This is a genomic window from Stenotrophomonas sp. Br8 (assembly GCF_014763005.1).
Lineage (GTDB): Bacteria > Pseudomonadota > Gammaproteobacteria > Xanthomonadales > Xanthomonadaceae > Stenotrophomonas > Stenotrophomonas lactitubi.
In genome coordinates this window covers 128,220-151,929 of record NZ_JACGTN010000019.1, presented here as the reverse complement: position 1 = coordinate 151,929, position 23,710 = coordinate 128,220, and the positions used below count along the sequence as shown (strand labels likewise).

At 66.5% G+C, this 23,710-nt stretch carries 21 protein-coding genes; 9 read left to right on the top strand and 12 right to left on the bottom strand.

Features of this window, described 5'->3' with window-relative positions; translation table 11 throughout:
• Nucleotides 1–143 precede the first annotated feature (143 nt).
• A complete protein-coding gene (locus H3005_RS17320) occupies nt 144–356 on the bottom strand; it encodes a DUF4287 domain-containing protein (protein WP_025874036.1) in 213 nt (70 codons plus the stop codon).
• A gap of 421 nt (nt 357–777) precedes the next feature.
• Between H3005_RS17320 and H3005_RS17315 the strand changes: the two genes are divergently transcribed.
• Nucleotides 778–1,677, top strand: coding sequence for a LysR family transcriptional regulator (locus tag H3005_RS17315; protein WP_191078646.1), 900 nt, complete (start codon nt 778–780; stop codon nt 1,675–1,677).
• A gap of 73 nt (nt 1,678–1,750) precedes the next feature.
• Here H3005_RS17315 and H3005_RS17310 read toward each other — a convergent pair whose 3' ends face one another.
• The 4 genes from H3005_RS17310 to H3005_RS17295 all read right to left on the bottom strand — a co-directional run bounded on the left by H3005_RS17310 (nt 1,751) and on the right by H3005_RS17295 (nt 5,871).
• Complete coding sequence (locus H3005_RS17310) at nt 1,751–2,734, bottom strand: aldo/keto reductase (RefSeq protein ID WP_099819251.1); 984 nt, start codon at nt 2,732–2,734, stop codon at nt 1,751–1,753.
• A gap of 140 nt (nt 2,735–2,874) precedes the next feature.
• Nucleotides 2,875–3,564 carry a PIN domain-containing protein gene (locus H3005_RS17305; protein WP_100551725.1) on the bottom strand — a complete coding sequence of 230 codons (690 nt, stop codon included), beginning with the start codon at nt 3,562–3,564 and terminating at the stop codon, nt 2,875–2,877.
• A gap of 26 nt (nt 3,565–3,590) precedes the next feature.
• Complete coding sequence (locus H3005_RS17300; RefSeq protein WP_049467229.1) at nt 3,591–4,754, bottom strand: PilT/PilU family type 4a pilus ATPase; 1,164 nt, start codon at nt 4,752–4,754, stop codon at nt 3,591–3,593.
• A 79-nt stretch (nt 4,755–4,833) separates the two neighbouring features.
• Nucleotides 4,834–5,871 (bottom strand): type IV pilus twitching motility protein PilT, encoded by a 1,038-nt coding sequence (locus H3005_RS17295; RefSeq protein ID WP_004147099.1) that lies wholly within the window; start codon nt 5,869–5,871, stop codon nt 4,834–4,836.
• An 87-nt stretch (nt 5,872–5,958) separates the two neighbouring features.
• Here H3005_RS17295 and H3005_RS17290 point away from each other — a divergent pair, with 87 nt between their 5' ends.
• Nucleotides 5,959–6,636 (top strand): YggS family pyridoxal phosphate-dependent enzyme, encoded by a 678-nt coding sequence (locus H3005_RS17290; protein WP_100551724.1) that lies wholly within the window; start codon nt 5,959–5,961, stop codon nt 6,634–6,636.
• 16 nt (nt 6,637–6,652) lie between these two features.
• Nucleotides 6,653–7,474 (top strand): pyrroline-5-carboxylate reductase, encoded by an 822-nt coding sequence (proC, locus tag H3005_RS17285; RefSeq protein WP_100551723.1) that lies wholly within the window; start codon nt 6,653–6,655, stop codon nt 7,472–7,474.
• 121 nt (nt 7,475–7,595) lie between these two features.
• Here the strand turns inward: proC and H3005_RS17280 are convergent, their stop codons facing one another.
• Nucleotides 7,596–8,471 (bottom strand): LysR family transcriptional regulator, encoded by an 876-nt coding sequence (locus tag H3005_RS17280; RefSeq protein ID WP_100551722.1) that lies wholly within the window; start codon nt 8,469–8,471, stop codon nt 7,596–7,598.
• 98 nt (nt 8,472–8,569) lie between these two features.
• On the opposite strand from H3005_RS17280, the gene H3005_RS17275 reads away from it, so the two are divergent.
• Nucleotides 8,570–9,172, top strand: a complete 603-nt coding sequence (locus H3005_RS17275) for a short chain dehydrogenase (RefSeq protein ID WP_100551721.1) — start codon at nt 8,570–8,572, stop codon at nt 9,170–9,172.
• A 37-nt stretch (nt 9,173–9,209) separates the two neighbouring features.
• On the opposite strand, the gene soxR is transcribed toward H3005_RS17275, so the two are convergent.
• Complete coding sequence (soxR, locus tag H3005_RS17270) at nt 9,210–9,644, bottom strand: redox-sensitive transcriptional activator SoxR (RefSeq protein WP_032951587.1); 435 nt, start codon at nt 9,642–9,644, stop codon at nt 9,210–9,212.
• Nucleotides 9,645–9,673: 29 nt separating this feature from the next.
• Between soxR and H3005_RS17265 the strand changes: the two genes are divergently transcribed.
• The gene (locus H3005_RS17265) at nt 9,674–11,095 is read left to right on the top strand and encodes an MFS transporter (RefSeq protein WP_100551720.1); all 1,422 of its coding nucleotides are present in this window, start codon (nt 9,674–9,676) and stop codon (nt 11,093–11,095) included.
• A gap of 44 nt (nt 11,096–11,139) precedes the next feature.
• Here the strand turns inward: H3005_RS17265 and H3005_RS17260 are convergent, their stop codons facing one another.
• The gene (locus tag H3005_RS17260; protein ID WP_100551719.1) at nt 11,140–13,182 is read right to left on the bottom strand and encodes a hypothetical protein; all 2,043 of its coding nucleotides are present in this window, start codon (nt 13,180–13,182) and stop codon (nt 11,140–11,142) included.
• Nucleotides 13,179–14,156: a DUF4105 domain-containing protein gene (locus H3005_RS17255; RefSeq protein WP_191078648.1), complete on the bottom strand. Its 978-nt coding sequence runs from the start codon at nt 14,154–14,156 to the stop codon at nt 13,179–13,181. Before H3005_RS17255 ends, H3005_RS17260 begins: the two co-directional genes overlap by 4 nt.
• Before the next feature lie 166 nt (nt 14,157–14,322).
• Here H3005_RS17255 and H3005_RS17250 point away from each other — a divergent pair, with 166 nt between their 5' ends.
• On the top strand, nt 14,323–14,727 hold the full coding sequence (locus H3005_RS17250; RefSeq protein WP_089239261.1) for a GFA family protein: 405 nt from the start codon (nt 14,323–14,325) through the stop codon (nt 14,725–14,727).
• Here the strand turns inward: H3005_RS17250 and H3005_RS17245 are convergent.
• The 3 genes from H3005_RS17245 to H3005_RS17235 all read right to left on the bottom strand — a co-directional run bounded on the left by H3005_RS17245 (nt 14,724) and on the right by H3005_RS17235 (nt 19,294).
• Nucleotides 14,724–14,900 (bottom strand): hypothetical protein, encoded by a 177-nt coding sequence (locus tag H3005_RS17245; RefSeq protein ID WP_165780954.1) that lies wholly within the window; start codon nt 14,898–14,900, stop codon nt 14,724–14,726. The genes H3005_RS17250 and H3005_RS17245 overlap by 4 nt on opposite strands.
• 103 nt (nt 14,901–15,003) lie before the next feature.
• Nucleotides 15,004–18,105 (bottom strand): efflux RND transporter permease subunit, encoded by a 3,102-nt coding sequence (locus H3005_RS17240; protein ID WP_100551717.1) that lies wholly within the window; start codon nt 18,103–18,105, stop codon nt 15,004–15,006.
• 4 nt (nt 18,106–18,109) lie between these two features.
• A complete protein-coding gene (locus tag H3005_RS17235) occupies nt 18,110–19,294 on the bottom strand; it encodes an efflux RND transporter periplasmic adaptor subunit (protein WP_100551716.1) in 1,185 nt (394 codons plus the stop codon).
• Between the two features lie 153 nt (nt 19,295–19,447).
• Here H3005_RS17235 and H3005_RS17230 point away from each other — a divergent pair, with 153 nt between their 5' ends.
• The 3 genes from H3005_RS17230 to H3005_RS17220 all read left to right on the top strand — a co-directional run bounded on the left by H3005_RS17230 (nt 19,448) and on the right by H3005_RS17220 (nt 23,687).
• Nucleotides 19,448–20,131 carry a response regulator transcription factor gene (locus tag H3005_RS17230; RefSeq protein WP_100551715.1) on the top strand — a complete coding sequence of 228 codons (684 nt, stop codon included), beginning with the start codon at nt 19,448–19,450 and terminating at the stop codon, nt 20,129–20,131.
• Entirely contained in the window at nt 20,109–21,494 is a 1,386-nt protein-coding gene (locus H3005_RS17225) for a HAMP domain-containing sensor histidine kinase (RefSeq protein WP_191078645.1), read from the top strand. The genes H3005_RS17230 and H3005_RS17225 overlap by 23 nt, the downstream gene beginning before the upstream one ends.
• A gap of 99 nt (nt 21,495–21,593) precedes the next feature.
• A complete protein-coding gene (locus H3005_RS17220; protein ID WP_191078644.1) occupies nt 21,594–23,687 on the top strand; it encodes a TonB-dependent siderophore receptor in 2,094 nt (697 codons plus the stop codon).
• The last annotated feature ends 23 nt before the right edge of the window (nt 23,688–23,710 follow it).

Genomic DNA, 23,710 nt, shown 5'->3' with positions numbered 1-23,710 from the left:
TGTAAGCTCGGTCGCCGCATCCGTGCGGCTCACGCCCCTGCACAGCCCACCCGCCCGGCCTTGGACAATTTCCGTGCGCGTCCAGCCACGTAAAGAGAAAAGAAGAGCAGAAGCGGGTCGCTGCGCTCGGTGGGGCGGTGGGTTCAGCGCTGGGTGGCGAGGTGGTGTGCGACCAGGGCGTTTGCGTGGCCATGGCCCAGCCCATGCTCGGATTTCAGGAAGCTGACCAGCTCCATGTGCTTCAGCCCCGGCCGTTTGGCCAGCAGCCCCAGCCAATGCGTCACCGGCTGCCCGTAGGTCTTCTCGATGGACGGAAAGTAGGACGCCGGGCCCTTGGGTTTGCTGTCGGTGCTCATGTGCTGCTCCCTGTTGTTTGGAAAGTACCCATTCGACGAACCACGGAACCACAAATCGACATCGGCATTTACCGACCAGCGCCGGTACCACCGGGCACGCATCCACGCATGGCGTGGATCCATGTGTCGACCAAGGTCGACACCTACCAAGAGCAGGCCATGCCATTCCGACAGCATGCCATTCCGAAAGATCGCGGAGCCCTGTCGAAGGCGGGGTGGGTCCGGTTGCGGGGGTGTCCGCGGCATGGATGCTGCGGCCAAGCCCCCATGGATGGGTTTACGGCGTCCCCCGCAACCGGACCCACCCCGCCAAACCCTGGAAACCGATGTTGCTGTTGCTTCGGCTGTTGCTGTTGAGGTTGCCGGCCAGCGGCCGGCAGTGCCGCGGGCGCCGGGCGCAGCCCGGCCGTATCATCCCCTCATGCCGCGTGAAAACCTCAACGACCTGCAAGCCTTCGTCCACGTCGCCCGCGAAGGCAGCTTCACCAAGGCCGCCGCCCAGCTGGGCGTGTCCCAGTCCGCCCTCAGCCATGCCATGCGTGGGCTGGAAGAACGACTGGGCGTGCGCCTGCTGACCCGCACCACCCGCAGCGTCGCCACCACCGAGGCCGGCGCCCGTCTGCTGGAGACACTGGCCCCGCGCCTGGCCGAGATCGAAGACGAACTGGCCGCACTGGCCGAGTATCGCGAGCGACCCGCAGGTACCATCCGCATCAATGCCACCGGCCACGCCGCCGAATACCTGGCCTGGCCAAGGCTGGCGCCGCTGCTGCAGCAGTACCCCGACCTGAAGGTCGAACTGACCACCGATTACGGCCTGGCCGACATCGTCGCCGAGCGCTATGACATCGGCATCCGTCTCGGTGAGCGCCTGGCACGCGACATGGTGGCGCTGCCGATCAGCCCGCCGCTGCGCATGCGCGTGGTGGGCGCGCCGTCGTACTTCCGCCAGCACGTGGCGCCGGTGCACCCGCACGATCTGGCCGGGCACAACTGCATCACCCTGCGCCTGCCCACCCATGGCGGCCTGATGCCGTGGGATTTCGGCCAGGACGGCAACGAGCTGAGCATCCGCGTCTCTGGCCAGTGGACCTTCAACACCATGGGCATGACGCGGGCGGCAGCACTGGCCGGCAGTGGCCTGGCCTGGCTGCCTGAGGACCAGGTGCAGGCGGCCCTGCAGGAGGGCCGGCTGCAATCAACACTGGATGACTGGTGCCCGCACTTCGATGGCTACTACGCTTATTACCCGTCGCGTCGGCATGTCACCGTGGCGATGCGCACCGTGCTTGATGCGCTGCGCGGGCCGATGATGGGGTGAGGCGTGCGGACCAACGGTCCGCACCCACCACAGGGCGAGAGCCCGCACCCACCACAGAGCGCACCCACTGCGATCAGCCCTTGGCCTGTGCCGCACGCTGCGCGTTGTAGCGCTCGCCGACGATGGCGATCTCCTGCAGCGTCTGCGCGATACGCTCCAGCTCGGCCGGCGACAACTGCAGGTCGGCGGCAGCCAGGTTCTCTTCCAGGCGATGGACCTTGGTCGTACCCGGAATCGGCACGATCCACGGCGCCTGCGCCAGCAGCCAGGCCAGCGCGACCTGTGCCGGGGTGGCACCCCGCGCCGCCGCGATCGTGGTGATGCGGTCAACCAGGGCTTGATTGGCGCGGCGTGCTTCCACTTCGAAACGTGGCACGGTATTGCGGAAATCGTTGTCGGCGAAGGTGGTGTCGGCGTTGATCGCGCCGGTCAGGAAGCCGCGACCCAGCGGACTGAACGGGACGAAGCCGATGCCCAGTTCCTGCAGCGCCGGCAGCAGTTCGCGCTCCGGCTCGCGCCACCACAGCGAGTACTCGCTCTGCACTGCGGCCACCGGTTGCACGGCATGGGCGCGACGCACCGTGGCGGCACTGGCTTCGGACAAACCGAAGTGGCGCACTTTGCCCTCGGCGATCAGGTCACGCACGGTACCGGCGACGTCCTCGATCGGCACGTTCGGATCTACACGGTGCTGGTAGAACAGGTCGATATGGTCCGTGCGCAGGCGCTTGAGGCTGGCTTCGGCCACTGCGCGGATGTTCTCCGGGCGACTGTCCAGGCCTGTGTCGACCTGTGCGTCCTTGAAGCCGAACTTGGTGGCAATCACCAGCTTGTCGCGGTGCGGTGCCAGCGCTTTGCCGAGCAGATCTTCGTTGGTATACGGCCCGTAGACTTCGGCGGTGTCGAAGAAGGTCACCCCGCGTTCGACCGCCGCATGCAGCAGGGCGATGCCCTGGCTCTGCTCGACGGCGGGACCATAGCCGTGGCTCAGGCCCATGCAGCCCAGGCCCAGGGCGGAGACTTTCAGGCCGCTGCGGCCGAGTTCACGTGTCTGCATCGTCGTGCTCCAGTAGGGGAGCGATGACGATACGCCTGCAGGGCCGGCGGATTGAACGACCTGGATGGCAGTCGGTCATGACTGGATTTCATGAATGCACTGGCTGAGACCTCAATGCCGCCGGGCCCCACGCAGGAGGCCTAGGTCGCTTTGGCTGGAAGCTGGTATCGCACCGCTTGGCCTTCCAGCACGATCCACTTCTTCTGCTGCAGCGCGTGGATTAGCGCGGTGACGTCACTGTCCGGCAAGGTCTTCTGGAACATGGTATGAACAGCGCTCCCAAGTGACTTGAGTCTGGTTGGTCTGGCCTTTCCTTGCTTGAGAAGCTGCGCACACACATGCTGCAACCGCAACGCCTCGCTCAACTGCGCGGGCTTCGGCTTTGGCGGCGTCGGCGGCGGTGGCTTCTTTGGCGGCGGTGGCACCGCCGCTGGGTGCTTCGTCGCGGCACGAAGCATCGGCAATTCCGCCACCGACGTGCTTCGGCCGACCGTCAGGCCACGCGAGCGCAGGTGCGCGAGTAAGGGATCGAAACCGGTGTCCTTGGATACGATGTGGAAACACGTGCCGGGATCGGTGGCAGCCATCTCACCGATGTAGAACGCGATATGGAAATCGAGTGCGTTGGAACCATGACCATTGCAGCGCACGTACCGGCCCTGTGTACCGAGCGCATGCATCGCCTCGACCACATCCATGCTGATTTTGGCCTGCGATGCGCCAACAAACACCAGGACACTGAACCCCGGCGCGAGCAGCTCCTTCAATGAAGGAGGCTGCACGTTCTCATAGTCGATCAGGATGACATTGCGAGCCAGCGGCATATCCATATGCATCTCCTGTCATGACATGGCGATCAACGAACCTCTGAAATCTCCACCCCATCCAGCCCCTGCGACAGGGTGCGGGCATCGCCGCCCTGGCTGAGCTTGATGCGCAGGCGCACTTCGTTCTGCGAATCGGCGTAGCGCAGTGCGTCCTCGTAGCTGATCTCACCGGCCTGGTACAGCTCGAACAGGCTCTGGTCGAAGGTCTTCATGCCCAACTGGACCGATTCCTTCATCAGCTCCTTCAGCTTGTGGATCTCGCCGTCGCGGATGTAGTCCTGCACCAGCGGCGTGCCCAGCAGGATCTCCATCGCGACCTTGCGCGAGCGGCCGTCCGGCGACGGAATCAACTGCTGCGCGACCACGCCCTTGAGGTTCAGCGACAGATCCATCAGCAGCTGGTTGCGGCGATCTTCCGGGAAGAAGTTGACGATGCGGTCCATCGCCTGGTTGGCGTTGTTGGCGTGCAGCGTGCACAGCACCAGATGGCCGGTTTCAGCGAAGGCGATGGCGTGGTCCATGCCCTCGCGGGTACGCACCTCGCCGATCATGATCACGTCCGGCGCCTGGCGCAGGGTGTTCTTCAGCGCGGCTTCCCAGCTGTCGGTATCGATGCCGACTTCGCGCTGGGTGATGATGCAGCCCTCGTGCTTGTGCACGAATTCGATCGGGTCTTCGATGGTGATGATGTGCCCGGTCGAATTCTGGTTGCGGTAACCGATCATCGCTGCCAGCGACGTGGATTTACCGGTACCGGTAGCGCCGACGAACAGGATGATGCCGCGCTTGGTCATCGCCAGCGTCTTGATGATCGGCGGCAGGCTCAGCTCTTCCACGGTCGGGATGCGCGTCTCGATGCGACGCAGCACCATGCCGACCTGGTTGCGCTGGTAGAAGCAGCTCACACGGAAGCGGCCGACACCGGACAGGCCGATGGCGAAGTTGCATTCGTGGGTCTTTTCGAATTCCTCGCGCTGCGCCGGCGTCATCACGTTCAGCACCAGGTCGCGGCTCTGCTGCGGCGTCAGCGGAGTCTGGGTGATCGGCGAGATCTTGCCGTTGACCTTGATCGCTGGCGGCATGCCAGCGGTGATGAACAGGTCCGAGGCGCGCTGGTGCGCCATCAGCTTGAGGAACGAGGTGAAATCGATGGTGGTCGCGGTGGTGTTCACGGCGGGCTCCCAATGGGGCATGTACCAGGAATCGGTCGGTGGAGGAAACAGCGCGGGGCCGGCGGCATAGTGGTACGCCCTGCCCCGCCATTGCCTCGCCTTACTCGAACAGACGCTTGTCCTTGGCGTATTCGCGGGCCTGGTTGCGGGTGATCAGGCTGCGCTTGACCAGGTCCTGCAGGTGCTGGTCCAGGGTCATCATGCCGTACTGCTGACCGGTCTGGATGGCCGAATACATCTGCGCCACCTTGTCTTCGCGGATCAGGTTGCGGATGGCCGGGGTGCCGACCATGATTTCCCACGCAGCGGTACGACCGCCACCGACCTTCTTCAGCAGCGCCTGCGAAATGACCGCGCGCAGCGATTCGGACAACATCGAGCGCACCATCGGCTTTTCGCCGGCCGGGAACACGTCGATGATGCGGTCGATGGTCTTGGCCGCCGAACTGGTGTGCAGAGTGCCGAACACCAGGTGGCCGGTTTCCGCGGCGGTCAGCGCCAGGCGGATGGTTTCCAGGTCACGCAGTTCGCCGACCAGGATGATGTCCGGGTCCTCACGCAATGCCGAACGCAGCGCCTCGTTGAAGCCATGCGTATCGCGATGCACTTCGCGCTGGTTGATCAGGCACTTCTGCGAGGTGTGCACGAATTCGATCGGATCCTCGACAGTGAGGATGTGGCCGTATTCGTTCTTGTTGATGTAGTCGATCATCGCCGCCAGCGTGGTCGACTTGCCCGAACCGGTCGGGCCGGTCACCAGGATCAGACCCTGCGGCTGCTGGATCACCTCGCGGAACAGCGGCGGGCAGGCCAGGTCTTCCAGGGTCAGCACTTCGGACGGAATGGTACGGAACACCGCACCGGCGCCACGGTTCTGGTTGAACGCATTGACACGGAAGCGCGCCAGCGACGGGATCTCGAAGGAGAAGTCGACTTCGAGGAATTCCTCGTAATCGCGGCGCTGCTTGTCGGACATGATGTCGTACACCAGCGCGTGGACCTGCTTGTGGTCCAGGGCTGGAATGTTGATCCGGCGAACGTCGCCGTCCACGCGGATCATCGGCGGCAGGCCTGCGGACAGATGCAGGTCGGACGCTTTGTTCTTTACGGAAAACGCCAACAGCTCGGCGATATCCATGAGCGGCTACTCCCCAATAACGGCTTCGACTGGAAGGATCTTTCCCCGGGCGGCAGTATAGCCTCCTGATTGAACGGAACGCGTTACGTGGCCACTCCCCTGCCCCAGATCCTGAGCAACCTGCACAACGCCGCCGATGCCGCCGGGCGGCCACCGCCGCGCCTGCTGGCGGTGTCCAAGACCCAGCCGGCCGAAGCCGTCGCGGCCCTTGCCGCGCAGGGCCAGACCGCCTTCGGCGAGAACTACGTGCAGGAAGCGCTGGCCAAGATGCAGGAGCTGCAGCGTCTGGGGCTGGAATGGCACCTGATCGGCCACCTGCAGTCGAACAAGGCCGAGCCGGTCGCCATGCACTTCGACTGGGTGCAGAGCGTGGACCGGCCCAAGCTGGTCACCGCCCTGGCCCGCTACCGCCCCGCTGAACGCGGCCCGCTGAACGTGCTCATCCAGATCAACATCGATGACGAATCGAGCAAGCACGGTTGTGTGCCGGAGGACGTCGAGGCGCTGGCCGCGGCCATCCTCGCCGAACCCAACCTGCGGTTGCGCGGCCTGATGGCGATTCCTGCGCCGTGGCCCGAGGCCGAGCGCCGACGCGATGCGTTCGTGCGCATGCGCACACTTTTCGAGGCACTGGCGGCCCGTCATCCCCACGTGGACACCCTGTCGATGGGCATGAGCAGCGACTACGCTGAAGCCATTGCCGAAGGTGCCACCCTGGTGCGCATCGGCACCGCCCTGTTCGGCGCGCGTCCGCGCCCGGCCTGATTCCAAGGAGATTCCCATGGCAGCTGATTCCATCACTTTCATCGGCGGCGGCAACATGGCCCGCAGCCTGATCGCCGGCCTGATCCGGCAGGGCGTGCCGGCCGCGCACATCCACGTGGCCGAACCGGTGGCCGGACTGCGGGAAGCACTCGCTGCGGATTTCGGCGTACAGACCCATGACAACGCGGCCGACGCGGCTGCTCAGGGTGACACCTGGCTGCTGGCAGTGAAACCGCAGGTGCTGCGCGATGTCTGCCAGTCACTGCAGGGGCTGGCGCAGGCGAAGAAACCCTTGCTGATCTCGATCGCCGCCGGCATCACCAGCGCGCAGCTGCAGCGCTGGCTGGGTGGCTCGCTGCCGGTGGTGCGCGCGATGCCAAACACTCCGGCGCTGCTCGGTGCCGGGGTTACCGGTCTGTATGCAACGCCGTCGGTGGATGCGCAGCAGCATGCGCAGGCCGAACGTGTGTTGGCCAGCGCGGGACGCACGGTGTGGATCGACGATGAAGCACAGATGGATTCGGTCACTGCCGTATCCGGCAGTGGCCCAGCCTATGTGTTCCTGCTGGCCGAAGCGATGGAAGCGGCGGGGATCGCACAGGGCCTGCCTGCAGAGGCGGCGCGCGCGCTGGTGGTGCAGACACTGCTGGGCGCCTCGCGCATGCTGGACGAAGCCGGTGAAAGCCCGGCCGAACTGCGTCGCCGGGTGACCTCACCCAACGGCACCACGCAGGCGGCGATCGAGAGCTTCCAGGCCGGCGGGTTTGAAGCGCTGGTGGGAAAAGCACTACGTGCGGCGCAGGTGCGTGGGCAGGAATTATCAGCGGCCAATGATTGAAACAGGTGTGCCGACCAACGGTCGGCACCCACCGTCATCCACGCATGGCTTGGATCTACTGACACCTGTCGCCGCTGGAATGCATGGTGCTCTTCAGTAGATCCACGCCATGCGTGGATGCTCATTGCCCCAATGTGGCCATGACGAAATCGACGAAACACTGCAGCCGCGGTCGAGGGCGACGATCGGGCAGGTAGATCAGGTGCATCGGCCGTGGCTCAGGCAGATGCTCGCGCAATAGTGGTTTCAATCGTCCTGCCGCGATTTCACCAGCAAGCAGCGCGGTCGGCTGCAGCACCAGGCCCGCACCCGCCACGGCTGCTTCACGCAGCGCGTAACCGTCATTGCTGGTCAACCGCGCTTCCCAGTCCACCTGTTCGCCGTTGGCCAACTGCCAACCGTGACCACCGCGCCAGGCCAGGTGGCTCAGGCAATCATGTCCTTCGAGATCGGCAGGCGTGCGCGGCGTACCGCGGCGGCGCAGGTACGACGGTGATGCGCACAGGCTCATCGCATACGGCGGCAGCGGCCGTGCGACCAGTTCCTGCGATGGCAGCGGGCCAACGCGGATCGCTGCATCGAAGCCATCCTCGATCAGGTCGATGCGGCGATTGCTCAGGTCCAGTTCGATGTTCAACAGCGGCTGTGCCCGCAGCAATTCGGCCAGCAATGGCGCCAAGACACAACTGCCCCAGGTGGTCGGCGCACTGACCCGCAACAGTCCGCGTGGCTGCACCTGCAGCCCGGCCACGTCTGCCTCGGCCTGCTGTACCTGTTCCAGCACCTGCCGGCAGCCGGCCAGATAGGCGTTGCCTGCCTCGGTCAGGCGTTGGCGCCGGGTGTTCCGCTGCAGCAGCGCGGTGCCCAAGTGCGCTTCCAGCTGCTGGATGTACTTGCCGACCATCACCGCCGAGACCTGCAACTGGCTGGCCGCAGCGGAAAAACTGCCGTGCTCGGCCACGGCGATGAAAGCCTGCATGCAGCGCAAGGTGTCCATTGCAAACCCATGGTTAGGAATATGCGAATCATACGCTCCTTACCAAACCACCCAGTGACGGCGCAGACTGCGTCCATCCCCTCTCGCAAGGAGCTGTCATGAAGATTCTTCTCGTCGGTGCCAGCGGCACCCTCGGCCAGGCCGTTGCCCGCCACCTGGGCCAGCAGCACGAGATCCTCGCAGCCGGCCGCCGCAGCGGCAGCCTGCGCGTGGATCTCACCGACGACGCCAGCGTGCGCGAGCTGTTCGCGCAGACCGGCCCGGTCGATGCAGTGATTTCCACCACCGGCAAACTGCATTTCGGCCCCCTGCAGCAGATGACACCCGAACAGTTCAACGTCGGCCTGCAGGACAAACTGCTCGGGCAGGTGCGTCTTGCGCTGGCGGCGCAGCACCACCTCAACGCGGGCGGCTCGATCACACTGACCAGTGGCATCGTCAGCGCGCAGCCGATCCGCGATGGTGCCAACGCCACCGCCGTCAACCATGCGCTGGAAGGTTTCGTGCGCGCGGCGGCGCTGGAACTGCTGCCACGCGGGCTGCGCATCAACGTGGTCAGCCCGAATGTGCTGGTGGAATCGATGGAAGCCTACGGTCCGTACTTCCCCGGCTTTGAAGCAGTCACCGCACAGCGCGCGGCGCTGGCCTTCCAGCGCGCGGTGGAAGGGATCCAGAGCGGCGAAACGATCACTGTCTGGTAACGAGCGTGCCGACCAAGGTCGGCACCCACCAGCGCGCTCAGCCCCAGCGCATCGGGCCGTCGCCACGCTCGCCGAGCACGTCATCCGGGTTGGCCAGGCGGCAACGCTTCAGTGACAGGCAGCCGCAGCCGATGCAGCCGGTCAGCTCGTCGCGCAGCAGCTGCAGCATGTGGATGCGTTCCTCCAGTTCCACCTGCCAACGTGCCGACAGCTTGGCCCAGTCGGCCTTGGTCGGCGCCCGTCCCTGCGGCAGGCTCTCGAACGCACGCGCCACCGCTTCCAGCGGCATGCCCACGCGTTGCGCCACGCGGATCACCGCCAGCCGCCGCAGCACGTCGCGGGCGTAGCGGCGCTGGTTGCCCGACGTGCGCAGGCTGCTGATCAACCCCTTGCGCTCGTAGAAATGCAGCGCAGAGACCGCCACGCCACTGCGGCGGGCGACATCGCCGACGCTCATGTCCTGTGCAAGCATCGATTGACCTCAACTTTGGTTGAGGTGGCATGCTGCTACCATCGCCGCCAGATGACAAGCGCGGCCCGTCCGCCACCCGCAGGAACCCGATGCCCTCCCCCGCTGCCACGGCCGATCCGGCCGATTCCTCCATCCTGTCCGCGCGCTATCGCGCCACCACCGTGGGCATGGTCGCCCTGGTCTCCCTGCATGCCTTCGAGGCGCTGGCGGTAGCCGCCGCGATGCCGACCGTGGCCGAGGCCCTGGACGGCCTGCGCCTGTATGCGCTGGCCTTCGGTGGCACCTTGGCCACCAGCGTGATCGGCATGACCCTGGCCGGCCGCTGGGCCGACCGCCACGGGCCGGCACGGCCGCTGTGGTGGGGCCTGGCCTGCTTCGTGCTGGGCCTGCTGCTGGCCGGCTTCGCGATGCGCATGGGCATGCTGGTGGCCGGCCGTCTGCTGCAGGGCCTCGGCGCCGGTGCCATCTCGGTCTCGCTGTATGTGATGGTCGGCCGTACCTATCCCGAGCATCTGCGGCCGAAGGTATTCGCCGCGTTCTCTGCCGGTTGGGTGGTGCCCTCAATGATCGGCCCGGCACTGAGCGGGGTGATCGTGCAGCATCTGGGCTGGCGCTGGGTGTTCCTGGCGGTGCCGCTGCTGGCGATACCGGCCGGCCTGCTGCTGCGACCGGCGCTGGCGCGCATGCAGGCTGCAGCGACCGGTGCTGCCGATGATGGCCGCGGCAGCATCGTGCGCTGGGCCACCGGCGCGTCCCTTGCTGCCCTGCTGCTGTACCTGGGTGGGCAGCAACAGGGCGTGCCGGCGCTGGTGTGCATCGGCGTGGCGATGCTGGCGCTGCTGTTCTGCGTGCATCGCCTGTTGCCGGCCGGCACCCTGCGCCTGCGCCGCGGCCTGCCCAGCGTGATCGCACTGCGTGGTGTGGCCGCTGCCGCGTTCTTCGCCTGCGAGGCCTACCTGCCCCTGCTGCTGCAGCGCGAGCGCGGGCTGTCGCCCAGCTGGGCCGGTGCGGTGCTGAGCCTGGGCGCACTGGGCTGGTTCACCGGCTCGTGGCTGCAGGGTCACCAGCAGCGCGGCTGGTCGCGCCAGCAACTGCTGCGCGTCGGCACGCCGCTGATGACCGTGGGCATCGCCGCAACGCTGGCGGTACTGTTCACCGCGGTGCCACTGCCGGTCGCCCTGGTCGGCTGGACGCTGACCGGTTTCGGCATGGGCATGATCTACGCCAGCCTGTCGGTGCTGACGTTGTCGTTGTCACCGCCGCACGAACAGGGCGCGAATACCTCGGCCCTGCAGTTGAGCGAAGCGCTGTCGGTGACCACCGCACTGGCGGTATCCGGCGCGCTGTTCGCGTTGTTCGTGGAAAGCGCCCCGCATACCGGTTACATCATGTGCCTGGCCATCACCCTCGGCCTGGCCGCGTTCGCCACCGTGATCGCCAGGCGGGTGTAGACACGCCGCGGGTTCCGCCGGGGCACGCCCGGCGGACGCCGCGATCAGGGCTTCGCCACCGTGCCCACTTCATCGATGTCCTGGTGCAGGATGCGGCGCACTTCCAGCACCGCCTGCGGGGTTTCCTGCACGCTGTGACCGGAAATGATCACCTTCTCCGACAGCGCGCCGGGCAGGTGCGAACTCCAGTACGGCACCAGCCCATCATCGGACTTCTCCACCGGCAGTTCCGGCTTGCGCTGGGCGATGATCGAGTGGTACTTCAGGCCCGGCGTGATCGGAAGCTGCGCAGCGGCTTTCACGAACGGGTCGCTGGCCTTGAGGTTGTCGATGCTGTTGGGGATCTTCGGCTTGGCCGTGCCATCCACCTGCTGCTCGGCCTGCGCCAAGGCCAGGAACACATCCTCGAACTTGCCGAGGATGGTCAGCGGCAGGCGAACGAGGCGGCCGATCAGGCGACCGACCTTGTTGCCGGCGATGTCCGTGCCCTGGTGCGGGGCTGCGATGAAGATCGCACGCTCCACGTTCGGTTCGGCCTTGAAGTGCAGCAGCGGCCCCAGCTTGGACTGCACCCGCTTCAGGCGTTCGCCCTTCAGGTCATAGTTGGCCAGTAGATCGTTCCACAGCACGTCGCCAGAGTCGCTGACCAGCAGCCGCGCCAGTACGCCGCCCATGCTGTGGCCGATGTAGACCATGTCCTTGGACGCACGCGTGCTGTTGTTGGGGTCGAAGTGCTTCAGCGTGTCGTTGAATGCGTTGGCGATCTCATAGCGGTTCAGCGCGATCGGCGCATTGGTCGGGTAGTACACCTGCCACACCTGGAACTCGCGGCGCAGTTCAGGGTCACCCATGATCTCGTTGGCCAGGTTCACCCAGGCTTCCGGGCTGCTGCCCAGGCCATGCAGCATGAAGATGATGCGGCGGTTCGGATCCCATGGCTGCATCAGGTAGATGTGCGGCTCGCCGATGCCCTCGCTCATGCCGAACAGGGTACGCAGCGACTGCGTGGCGAACCCGCTCTGCGCCAGCCACAGGCCGTAGGCGGCGGTGAAGTTGCCCGCCAGCGGCACCTCTTCGCCATGCAGGGTGATGCGCTCGGTCGCCTCCGGCGAATAGCCATCCAGCAGCACCTGGCGGGTGCGCATCACGTCCTCCAGCGTGTTGCCTTCAAAACGCAGCAATGCGGTAACGTTGATCGAGGACATCTCGCTGTACTCGGGCACCGAATCGTCGTGCTGGTGGCGGCGTCCGCGACGGACGCCCTCCTCCTGCTCGTCCTTCGTGGCCTGCGCCTGTGCCGTTTCGGCCTTCGGCCCTTCCGCGGCGACCACCGGCACCACCAGCTTCGGCGGGTCCATCACCATCACCAGTTCGGCGCCGAAACCATCGCGGCGATAGGTGCTGCGCATGCCGACGAAGCTGACGGTGCCTGCCGGCACCAGCTGCTTGGGAATGCTCTTCAGCGACAGCCGCTGGAAATCGGAAGCCAGCGTCCAGCTGCCTGCCGACACCGGCTTGGTGTAGTCCTCGCCGGCCAATGCGGCGGCGCGGGCGCGCGCGAACAACACCACGGCGGCCTTCTCGGCAGCGTAGTTGTAGTAATCGCGCACCTGCGTCTGCCGGTCCTCGAACGCACGATCGGAGGGCGAGCGTCCGCTGTAGAACAGATAGGCGTAGCCATAGCGCGCCGCCTCCAGCCACGCATCCAGCGCCGCATCGCTCATCGGCGGCTCGTTGGCCGCCTGCTTCTTCGGCGTCAGTGCCAGAGCGGCCTTCACCCACAACTCGGACAGCGTCGACAAGCGCTGCTCGACGTTGAGGTCATCGGTCATCAACAGCGTGCTGCGGCAGACCAGGAAGTCCTTCTCGCACTGCGATTCGTCCAGCCCGGCCGCACTCAGCGTCTCGCGCGAGGCGGGGCTGAGCTTGCCGGTGTTGAGCACGTCGGCACGCTTGTTGACCAGGTAATCGCTGGACGCCACCTGCTTGACGGTGACCATCGCGCAGCCGCTGCCACCCAGCAGCAGGAAGGCAGCCAACAGCGCCGGCAGCACGCGCTGCCAGCGGAACGGGATCATCGGGGTCATTGCTGCGGGTCCTGCTCGGTGCCGGGGATGCCCTGGCGGATCACGGTGGAGAAATCATCGTCGGGGGCCATCTTCAGCGCGCGCTCGGTGATGCGGCCCTTGGCGTGCAGTTCGGCGTACGGCACGCCGGGGGTGAGCGCGCCCACCTCCTGCGCGTACTCGGCCAGGTAGCCCGAGGCCAGCAACCGGTAGTCCAGCGGCAGGCGCGGGGCGATATGCCGCGCCAGATCGAAGACGATCGTGGTGCAGTTGCTGGTCAGGGTGTTGTAGAAGCCGGGCGCAGCATCAAGCTGGCGTGCCTGGTCGATGTAGGCAGCGAACAGGGTCTTGAGCAGGTTGCGGTCCATGCCGTGCAGGCGGTACAGGTAGACATCCTCGCCGCGCGCGTTGGTGCGGGTGCGGATGATGTCGGTTTCCTCGGAGGCGACCAGGGTCATCTCGAACTTGCGGAAGAAGCCGCCCAGCGCCGAGAACGATTCACCGCGCTCCTTGCGGATTTCCAGTGAGAACACCAGGTGGCGCCCGTCCTCGAATCCGAACGAGATCAGGGTGTGGGCGATTGCCGGGCCCATCCAGTACGACAGCACCAGATCGGCCGAACGCAGCTGGTCGAGGTCGTAACTGCGGCGCACCCAGCGCGCGTCGTAGTCGGTCTCGGTACGCCAGGTGAAATCGCGCACGTTGTCCAGCACCACGTGGCGGCCATCGAAGGATTCCACGTGCAGGCGCTGCGCCACGTCATCGGCCCAGTCGCGGTCCTGGCGTGGGGTCAGCAGCAGCCACCACAGCCCCGCAAGCGCCAGAGCGCCGGCAAAGGCCGCCCACAGCCTGCGCGTGCCACGGCCGCGCGCCACCTGCCAGGCCGCCCAGGCGGCGGCCAGCAGCCACAGCAACGCCGCGGTGGCGCCCAGCCAGCCCGGCCCGGGCATCTGGTAGGTCAACAGACCGGCCACCCACAGCGCCAGCAGCACCATCACACATCCTGTCATCCATCGTCCTGCGGCTTTCACTGGCGTCCTGTCGAGGTCCCGGGGCGGCATAGTTAGCCACAAGCCGCCTCACGGCGACATCTACAACCGGTTCAGGCTGGCGTGGCCGGGGGGCATACTGGCACCCACCAAGGGCGCGCAGGGAGCAGAGATGGGCATCACCACCGTGGCCGGCGTAGCCGTGCAGGCGCAGCACCGGGCCAGTTGTCATTGCGGCACGGTCGAGCTGCTGCTGGACCTGCCCGAGGGCATCGTCGACCCGCGCCGCTGCGATTGTTCGATGTGCCGGCGCCGCGGCGCCATCGCCGCCAGCGTGGCACGGGACGGGCTGCAGATCGTGCGCGGCCAGGCTCATCTGCGCCTGTACCAGTTCAACACCCACGTGGCCGAGCACTATTTCTGCGGCGTCTGTGGCATCTACACGCACCACCGCCGCCGCTCGAACCCGGACCAGTACGGCTACAACGTGGCCTGCCTGGAAGGCATCGATCCGTTCGCGCTGGGAACGATTCCGGTCAATGACGGGGTGAACCACCCCGCCGACCGTACCGGTTAGTGCCGGCTGCGCCGCAGCGGCGGCGCGATCTTCTGCCACGGCGCCATGCTGGCCCGGCCGACGCGCAACGGGCGCTTCAACGGCGCTCGACGCGAGGGCATGTCCGCTGCAGGCGGCAGCGTCTCGGCGGGCAGCACAGGGCGCGGGGGCCAGAGTCGGTCGAGCAACCACATGGCAGGTCTCCGTTGGGGGCGGGGACGATCTACCGTACCGATGCCCAGGCCAAGACCGGGTGATGGCGCTGCGGCATACCGATGACAGCTGGCGGCCCTGCCCTCAGTGCACCGGCCGCGCCCTGCCCAGCCGCCGTACCAGCACGAAGAACAGCGGCACCAGCACCACCGCCAGCACCGTTCCCGAGAGCATGCCGCCGATCACGCTCATGCCGATCTCACGGCGGCTGACCGCGCCGGCGCCGGTGGCCAATGCCAGCGGAATGACGCCTGCCACGAAGGCCAGCGAGGTCATCACGATCGGCCGCAGGCGCAGGCGCGCGCCCTGCAGTGCCGCCTCCACCGCCGAACTACCTGCGCGGTAGCGCGCTTCGGCGAACTCCACGATCAGGATCGCGTTCTTTGCCGATAGTCCAATCGTGGTCAGCAACCCCACCTGGAAGTAGATGTCATTGACGAAGCCCGCAGCCGTGGTCGCCAGCACCGTGCCGATCACGCCCAGCGGGATCACCAGCACCACCGCCACCGGAACCGTCCAGCTCTCGTAGAGCGCGGCCAGGCACAGGAAGATGAAGGCGATCGACGCGGCATAGAGGTACAGGGTCTGGTTGCTGGCCAGTTGTTCCTGGTAGGACAGCCCGCTCCATTGCAGATCGAACCCAGGCTGATCGGCCACCAGCGCCTGCATGCGCTGCATCGCTTCACCCGAGCTGCGCCCTTCGGCCGCACTGCCCTGGATCTGCATCGCAGGCAGGCCGTTGAAGCGCTGCTGCAGCTGCGGCCCACGCGCCCAGTGGCTGCTGGCGAAGCTGGCGAACGAGGCCATCTGACCGTTGCCGCCGCGCACATACCACTGACCGATGTCGTCGGGCACGCTGCGGTAGGGCTGGTCGCCCTGCATGTAGACACGCTTGACCCGACCGCGGTCCAGGAAATCATTGATGTAGCTGCCGCCCCAGGCGGCAGACAGCGTGGAATTGATGTCGGCCTGGGCCAGACCCAGCGCACTGGCCTGGGCGTGGTCGATGTCCAGCCGCAGCTCGGCCTTGTCACCCAGCCCGTTCAAGCGCACCGACGTGAGCCCATCATCTTCGCCGGCCGCGCGCACCACCTGTTCCTGCGCCGCCTGCAAGGCCACGCGACCGGCCGCGCTGGTGTCCTGCAGCCACAGTTCGAAACCGCTGGACTGGCCCAGGCCACGCACGGCCGGCGGAGCGAGTACATTGACCTTGGCATCGGGCAGCTTGCGGAAATAGGCATTGGCGCGCGCGATGATCGCCGCCGCAGTGTTGTCGCCGTTGCGCTCGTCCCAGGGTTTGAGAGCCAGGAAGCCCTGCCCCGCATTCTGGCCGGTACCCGCATTGTTGCGACCGACCACCACGAACACCACGTCCAGGTTCTGCTTTTCATGCTCCATGAAGTAGCGGCTGATCTGCTCACCCAGCGCCTCCGTGCGCGCCATCGGCGTGCCTTCCGGCGTGGAGAACTGGAAGGTCACCTGGCCCTGGTCCTCCACCGGCAGGAAGCCGGTCGGCATGCGCGCATACAAGGCAATCATGGCGATCACCAGCAGCAGGTAGAACGCCATCCAGCGCCGCGGATGGGCCACCACGCCCCCCAGCCTGCTCTGGTAGGCCGACTGGCTGCGTTCGACGCCGCGATTGAACGCAGCAAAGAAGCGCCCCGGTGGCTTCTGTGCCGACGAAGGCTTGAGCAGGGTCGCGCACAGCGCCGGGGTCAGGGTCAGCGCGACCAGCGCCGACAGCGCCATGGCAGATGCAATGGTGATCGAGAACTGCCGGTAGATGATGCCGGTGGAACCACCGAACAGCGCCATCGGCAGGAACACCGCGCCGAGCACCACGGTGATGCCGATCAGCGCACCGGTGATCTCGCCCATCGACTTCTCGGTCGCCTCGCGTGGCGGCAGATGCTCTTCGTGGATGATGCGCTCCACGTTCTCCACCACCACGATCGCATCATCGACCAGCAGGCCGATGGCCAGCACCATCGCAAACAGGGTCAGCGTGTTGATGGTGAAGCCGGCCACCGCGAGGACGCCGAAAGTACCCAGCAGCACCACCGGCACCGTGATCGCCGGGATCAGGGTGGCACGCACGTTCTGCAGGAACAGGAACATCACCACCACTACCAGCACGATCGCCTCGATCAGGGTGTGGATGACCCCTTCGATGGAGACCCTTACGAACGGCGTGCTGTCGCGTGGATAGGCGACCTGCAGCCCGGGCGGGAACGTAGGCCGCAGCCGCTCAAGCTCCGCGCGCACTGCATCGGCGGTGGCCAGCGCGTTGGCGCCGGAGGCCAGGGTCACCGAGAAACCTGCGGCCGGATAGCCGTTGAGGTAGCTGCTGGTCTGGTAATTCTCCGCGCCGATCTCGACCCGCGCCACATCGCCAAGGTGCACTGCCGCGCCACTGGGCAGCGTGCGCAGGATGATCGCGCGGAACTGTTCCGGGGTCTGCAGGCGCGACTGCGCGGTGACGGTCGCATTGAGGCTCTGCGTCGCACTGGACGGCAGCGCCCCCAGTTCACCGGCCGTGACCTGGGTGTTCTGCGCCTGGATCGCACTGCGCACATCAGACGGCATCAGGTCGTATGCACGCAGCTTGTGCGGATCCAGCCACACCCGCATCGCATAGGCCGAACCGAACACATTGATCTCGCCGACGCCGGCAATGCGGCTGATCGGATCCTGCACGTTGCTGACCAGGAAGTCGGAAACGTCCACCCGCTCCATGCGCCGGCTGGTGTCGTACAGCGAAACCACCATCAACGAGTCGCCCTGCGACTTGGCCACGGTCACGCCCTGCTGCTGCACTTCCTGCGGCAGGCGGTTGATGGCCTGGTTGACGCTGTTCTGCACCTGCACCTGGGCGATGTCGGGGTTGGCGCTCTGGTCGAAGGTGACCGTGATCCGCGCCTGCCCCGAAGACGAGCTGGTGGAAGAGAAATACAGCAGGTGGTCGATGCCCTTGATCTGCTGTTCGATCACCTGGGTGACGCTGTCTTCCACCGTCTGCGCAGACGCGCCGGTGTAGTTGGCGGTGATGTTGACCTGCGGCGGTGCGATGTCCGGATACTGTTCGACCGGCAGCTGGGTCACCGCAATCGTGCCGAACGCCATGATGCAGATCGCCAGTACCCAGGCGAATACGGGGCGGTGGATGAAGAAGCGCGGCAGCATGCGCTCAGTCCTTTCCGGCCGGCGCGGCCACGGGCGCGGGCTTCACCCGCACCGGCATGCCGTCGGCAAGGCCCTGCGCCCCCGCCACCACCACCTGCTCGCCGGCGCTGATGCCATCAAGCACCAGCCACTGGTTGCCGACCGCGCGTGCGGTGCGGAAGATACGCAGCCGCGCCTTGCCCTCCTTGTCCACCAGCCACGCCTGCGCCTCGCCCTTGGCACTGCGGTCCACCGCCGACTGCGGCACCAGCAGCGCCTGCTGCTGCGTGCCCTGGCCCACCTGCGCGCGCACGTACATGCCCGGCAGCAGTTGTCCTTCGGGGTTGGGGAACTGCGCACGCAGGGTGATGCTGCCGGTCTCCTGCTGCACATCGATGTCGGCGAACTCCAGCGTGCCCGGCAGCGGGTAGTCGGTGCCATCGGACAAGCGCAGCCGCACCGGCGCGCTGTTGGCCTGCACCCCACCCTCGGCAATGGCACGACGCAGCGCCAGGTACTCGTTGCTGGACTGGGTGATATCCACGTTCATCGGATCCACCTGCTGGATCCGCGCCAGCGGGTCGGCCTGCGCCGACGTCACCAGCGCACCGGGGGTGAACAGCGCGCGCCCGATGCGACCGGCGATCGGTGCGGTGACTGTGGCAAAACCCAGCCGCGTGCTGGCGGTATCGCGCGCCGCCTGCGCAGCCTGCACTGCCGCAGCGGCCTGCTGGCCACTGGCGATGGCATCGTCCACGTCCTGGCGTGCGGCCAGCTGGTCCTTGCCCAGCGCCTGCATCCGCTGCGCCCGCAGACGCGCGGTCACGGCCGCCGCTTCGGCGGTCTTCAGGTTGGCCTGCGCCTCGTTCAGGGCGGCCTGGTACAGCGCCGGCTCGATCTGGAACAGGGGCTGCCCGGCCTTCACCAGCTGCCCCTGCTCGAACAGCCGCTTCACCAGCACCCCGTCCACCTGCGGGCGTACATCCGATTCCTGCGAGGCGATGGTGCGTCCCGGCAGCTCCTGCTCCAGCGCCAGCGACTGGTTCTGCAGCGTCAGCACGGTCACTTCCGGCGTCGCGGCGCCTGGTTTGGGCGCGTCCTTGCCACAGCCGGCCAGCAGGGTCGCCAGGGCCAGCAACAGCAGCGGCAGGCGCCAGGTTCGGGGCAGGCGCCTGGCCGCAGCCGGCAGGACGAAATACGGAAGGGTCATCGGCAGCAGGTTCCACGCGCCGGGGGGAGCGCTCGGCGCCGAATATAGAAGACCCCGCGCTGCGATCCAGCGAAAAACGCATGAAACATTTTTCATTTGCAGTGCACGCCCGTGGTTGCGAGGATGCGCTGGTCCCAATCTGCAAAGTGGCCCATGCCGCGCGTACTCACCATCGAGGACGACCTTGTCACCGCGGAGGAAATCGCCACCGAGCTGCGCAGCCACGGCTTCGAGGTCGACCTGGCGGCCGATGGCAGCAATGGCCTGGCACTGGCACGCGCCGGCGACTACGCCGTGATCACCCTGGATCGCATGCTGCCGGGCGTGGACGGGCTGACCCTGGTCACTACGCTGCGCCGCGAAGGCGTGACCACGCCGGTGCTGATGATCAGCGCATTGTCGGACGTGGACGAGCGCGTGCGCGGGTTGCGCGCCGGTGGCGACGACTACCTGACCAAGCCGTTCGCTTCGGATGAAATGGCAGCGCGGGTGGAGGTGCTGATCCGCCGCCATGGACAGACGGGCACAGCCGACAGCGTGCTGCGCGCCGGTGATCTCGAACTGGACCTGATGAGCCGCTCGGTGCGCCGCGGCGGCCAGGAGATCAGCCTGCTGCCGACCGAATTCAAGCTGCTCGAATTCCTGGTCCGCAATGCCGGCCAGGTGGTCACCCGCACCATGTTGTTCCAGGAAGTCTGGGGCTACCACTTCGATCCGGGCACCAACCTGATCGACGTGCATATCGGCCGTGTGCGCAAACGCATCGAGCAGCCCGGCCGCACGCAGCCGATCAAGACCGTAAGGGGAACCGGCTATGTCTTCGACGCGCAACCCTGATCAGTGGCGCTCGTCCAGCAGCCGCCTTCTTGGCCTGTACTGCATCCTGTTCGTGGCCTGGTCGAGCATGCTGCTGGGAGTGATGTACTGGCGTATCTCGGACTACCTGAACGACCTGACCGAATCGGGTCTGCAGCAGCGCGCTCATCTGTTCATGAGCTTCGACGGCCCTGCCCTGGATGACGCGCTGCGCGACAGCCAGCGCTTCGACCTGCACCAGGTGTATACGTACGGGCTGTTCGACAACGCCGGCATGCCGATGGCGGGGCCGCTGACGGCCATTCCCGAGGGACTGCCGTTGGATGGCAACTCGCATCCTGTGGCGGGTTGGACACTGGTCGATGGCCCGCATGAGAGCGGTGGCAGCGCGCTCGGCGTGGTGACCCGCGATGGCCGCACACTGGTGTTCGTGCGCCAGAACGGCAAGCTGATGGCGGTCAACAGCATCATCCTCGATGCGCTGCTGTGGGGCGTGTCACTGACCGTCATTCCCGGGCTGGTGGGCTGGCATCTGCTGCGCCGGCGCCCGTTGAAGCGGATCCAGCAGATCGAAGCGGCCACCAACCGGATCATCGCCGGCGACCTCGGGCAACGGCTGCCGGTGTCCAACCGGCGCGATGAAATCGATCGGCTGTCGAGCATCGTCAACGCCATGCTGGAACGCATCGAACAGCTGATGACCGAGGTCAAAGGCGTGTGCGACAGCATCGCGCATGACCTGCGCACGCCACTCACCCGGCTGCGTGCGCACCTCTACCGCATGCGCGTGGGCCTGGACGAGCACGACCCGCATGCGGACCCGCTGGACAAGGCGCTGGCGGAGACTGACATGCTGATGGCGCGCTTCGCTGCGCTGCTGCGCGTGTCCGAGCTGGAAAGCCACCAGCGCCGCTCCGCCTTCGACGAGGTCGACATCGCCGACCTGCTGCAGGAGCTGCACCAGTTCTACCTGCCGTTGGCCGAGGAGAAACAACAGGAGCTGCAGCTGCAGGTCGCGCCGCAGATCGGCGTGCTGCGCGGCGATCGCGAGCTGCTGTTCGAAGCGGTGGCCAACCTGCTGTCCAACGCCCTGCAGTTCACGCCCGCGCACGGGCGCATCCTGCTGCGCGCGGTGGACGACCACGGCGCGCCCCGCATCGATGTGATCGACAACGGGCCGGGCATCCCGCCGCAGGACCGCACCTTGATCTACCAGCGCTTCTTCCGCGGCAGCAGCAGTGCCGGGCAAGCTCCAGGATTTGGCCTGGGGCTGTCGATCGTGGCCGCCATTGCCGGACTGCACGGCTTCCGCGTCCGCGCCGGCAGCGCGCCCGACGGCGGCGCCTGGATGAGCATCCGCGGCGCCGCAGACGGCCTTCCCTGAGGCCCGGCCCACTACCCGCAATCGCGTTTGGGAATCATTTGTATTTGGGCACGGGCATCCGGATAATCCGCCGTTACCGCCCTTGCCGGATTCCCCACGATGCCCGCCCTGCCGTCGCGCCGCCCGCTGCTGTACACGCTGTTCCTGCCCACGCTACTGGCGTCGGCCATCGCCCAGGCCCAGGACGGCACTACGGCCCGGACCCTGGACAAGGTGACCGTGGTGGCCGAGCGCGCCAGCACCGCGACCAAGACCGACACCGCCCTGACCGAGACGCCGCAGGCGATCAGCGTGGTCACCGAGCAGCTGTTCACCGATCGCGGCGCACACAACCTGCAGGAAGTGCTGCGCTACAGCGCCGGCGTCACCGCCGATGCCTGGGGCCTGGACACCCGCAATGACGCCAGTTCGGTACGCGGCCTGGACCCGGTGCAGTACCAGGATGGCCTGCGCCGCAGCTACGGTTTCAGCCCGTTGGCGCGCCCGGAGGTATATGGCCTGGAACGGGTGGAAGTGCTGCGCGGCCCGTCGTCGGTTCTGTACGGCGCGGGTGCCACCGGCGGCATCATCAACGCGATGAGCAAGCGCCCGACCTTTGGCGCCGCCCGCGGTGAAATCGGCCTGCAGCTGGGCAGCTTCGATCGCCGACAACTGCAGGGCGACATCGGCGGTGCATTGAATGACGAGGGCACGGTTGCCGGGCGCTTTGTCGGCCTGGTCCGCGAATCGAACATGCAGACCGATGTCCTCAAGGACGACCGCGTCTATCTGGCGCCATCGATCAGCTGGCGCGGCGAACGCAGCACGTTGACCGTGCTGGCCAGCTACCAGCACGACAAGACCGGCTCCAGCCAGCAGTTCCTGCCACTGGCCGCCACCCTGCACGCGGCGCCCGGCCGTCGTCTGGATCCGACCACCTTCATCGGCGATGCCGGTTTCGACCGCATCGATTCGCGCGTGTACAGCCTCACCGCCCTGTTCGACCATCGCTTCAACGACGCGGTCAGCCTGCGCTCGGCGGTGCGCTACATCGACGGCAAAACCACGCTGCAGCAATTGTATGTGGACAGCTACAGCAACCCGGAAAACCCCTTCATCGACGCCGACCGGCGCGTGGTCAACCGCACCGCCTACGGCACGCAGCCGGACATCCAGGTGCTCAGCGCCGACAACGCGGTGCAGTTCGACTTCAGCACGGGCGTGTTCCAGCATCTGCTGCTGGCCGGCGTGGACTACAGCCAGTACAAGGAACAGCTGCAGCGGCTGGATGCCATCGGCACGCCCATCGACATCTACGCGCCGGTATCGATCGCGCCGACCGTACGTGGCTGGGAACGCCAGCCGGACCAGACGTCCTCCCAGCTGGGCGTGTACGTGCAGGACCAGATCCGCTGGGCCGATCGCGTGTCGCTGGTGCTGGGCGCGCGTCGCGATCACGCCCGTTCGAAGACCGAAGGCCAGCCGAGCCAGACCGACAATGCCACCACCTACCGTGCCGGCCTGATCGGCGAACTGGGCGGCGGCGTGTCACCGTACCTGAGCTACAGCGAATCGTTCCTGCCGGTGTCCGGCCAGGATCTGTTCGGCAATGCATTCAAGCCAATGCGCGGACGCCAGACCGAAGGTGGCATCAAGTGGCAGCCGGCCCGCAACATGCTGTTGACCCTGGCCGCCTATCGCATCACCGAGACCAACCGCCAGACCAACGATCCGGACAACGTGCTGAACGTGGTGCAGACCGGCCAGATCCGCTCCAAGGGCGTGGAGCTGGAAGGCCAGTTCCAGTTCGCCAACGACCTCACCGTCACGGCGGCCCTGGCGCGCAACGAAGCCGAGGTCAGCCGCAGCAACTTCGCACTGGAAGTGGGCGAACGCCTCAACGACACCCCGCAGGACCTGGCTTCGGCCTGGGTGTCCAAGGGCTTCCAGCTGGATGACGCCGCGCGGATGAAACTCGGCCTGGGCATACGCCATGTCGGCAACACGGTGTCGTTGGGCAACAGCGGCCGCGTCATCACCCCCAGCTACACCCTGGCCGATGCGCTGGTGGAAGTGCAGGTGACCAATTGGACCTGGGCCTTGAACATCACCAACCTCACCGACAAGCGTTACTACGCGCCGTGCCGCACCTTCGGCGATTGTTTTGCCGGCTACCCGCGTGTGGTCACCGGCACCATCAGCTATCGGTTCTGACCCCTGCAGCTACCGATGTCCCG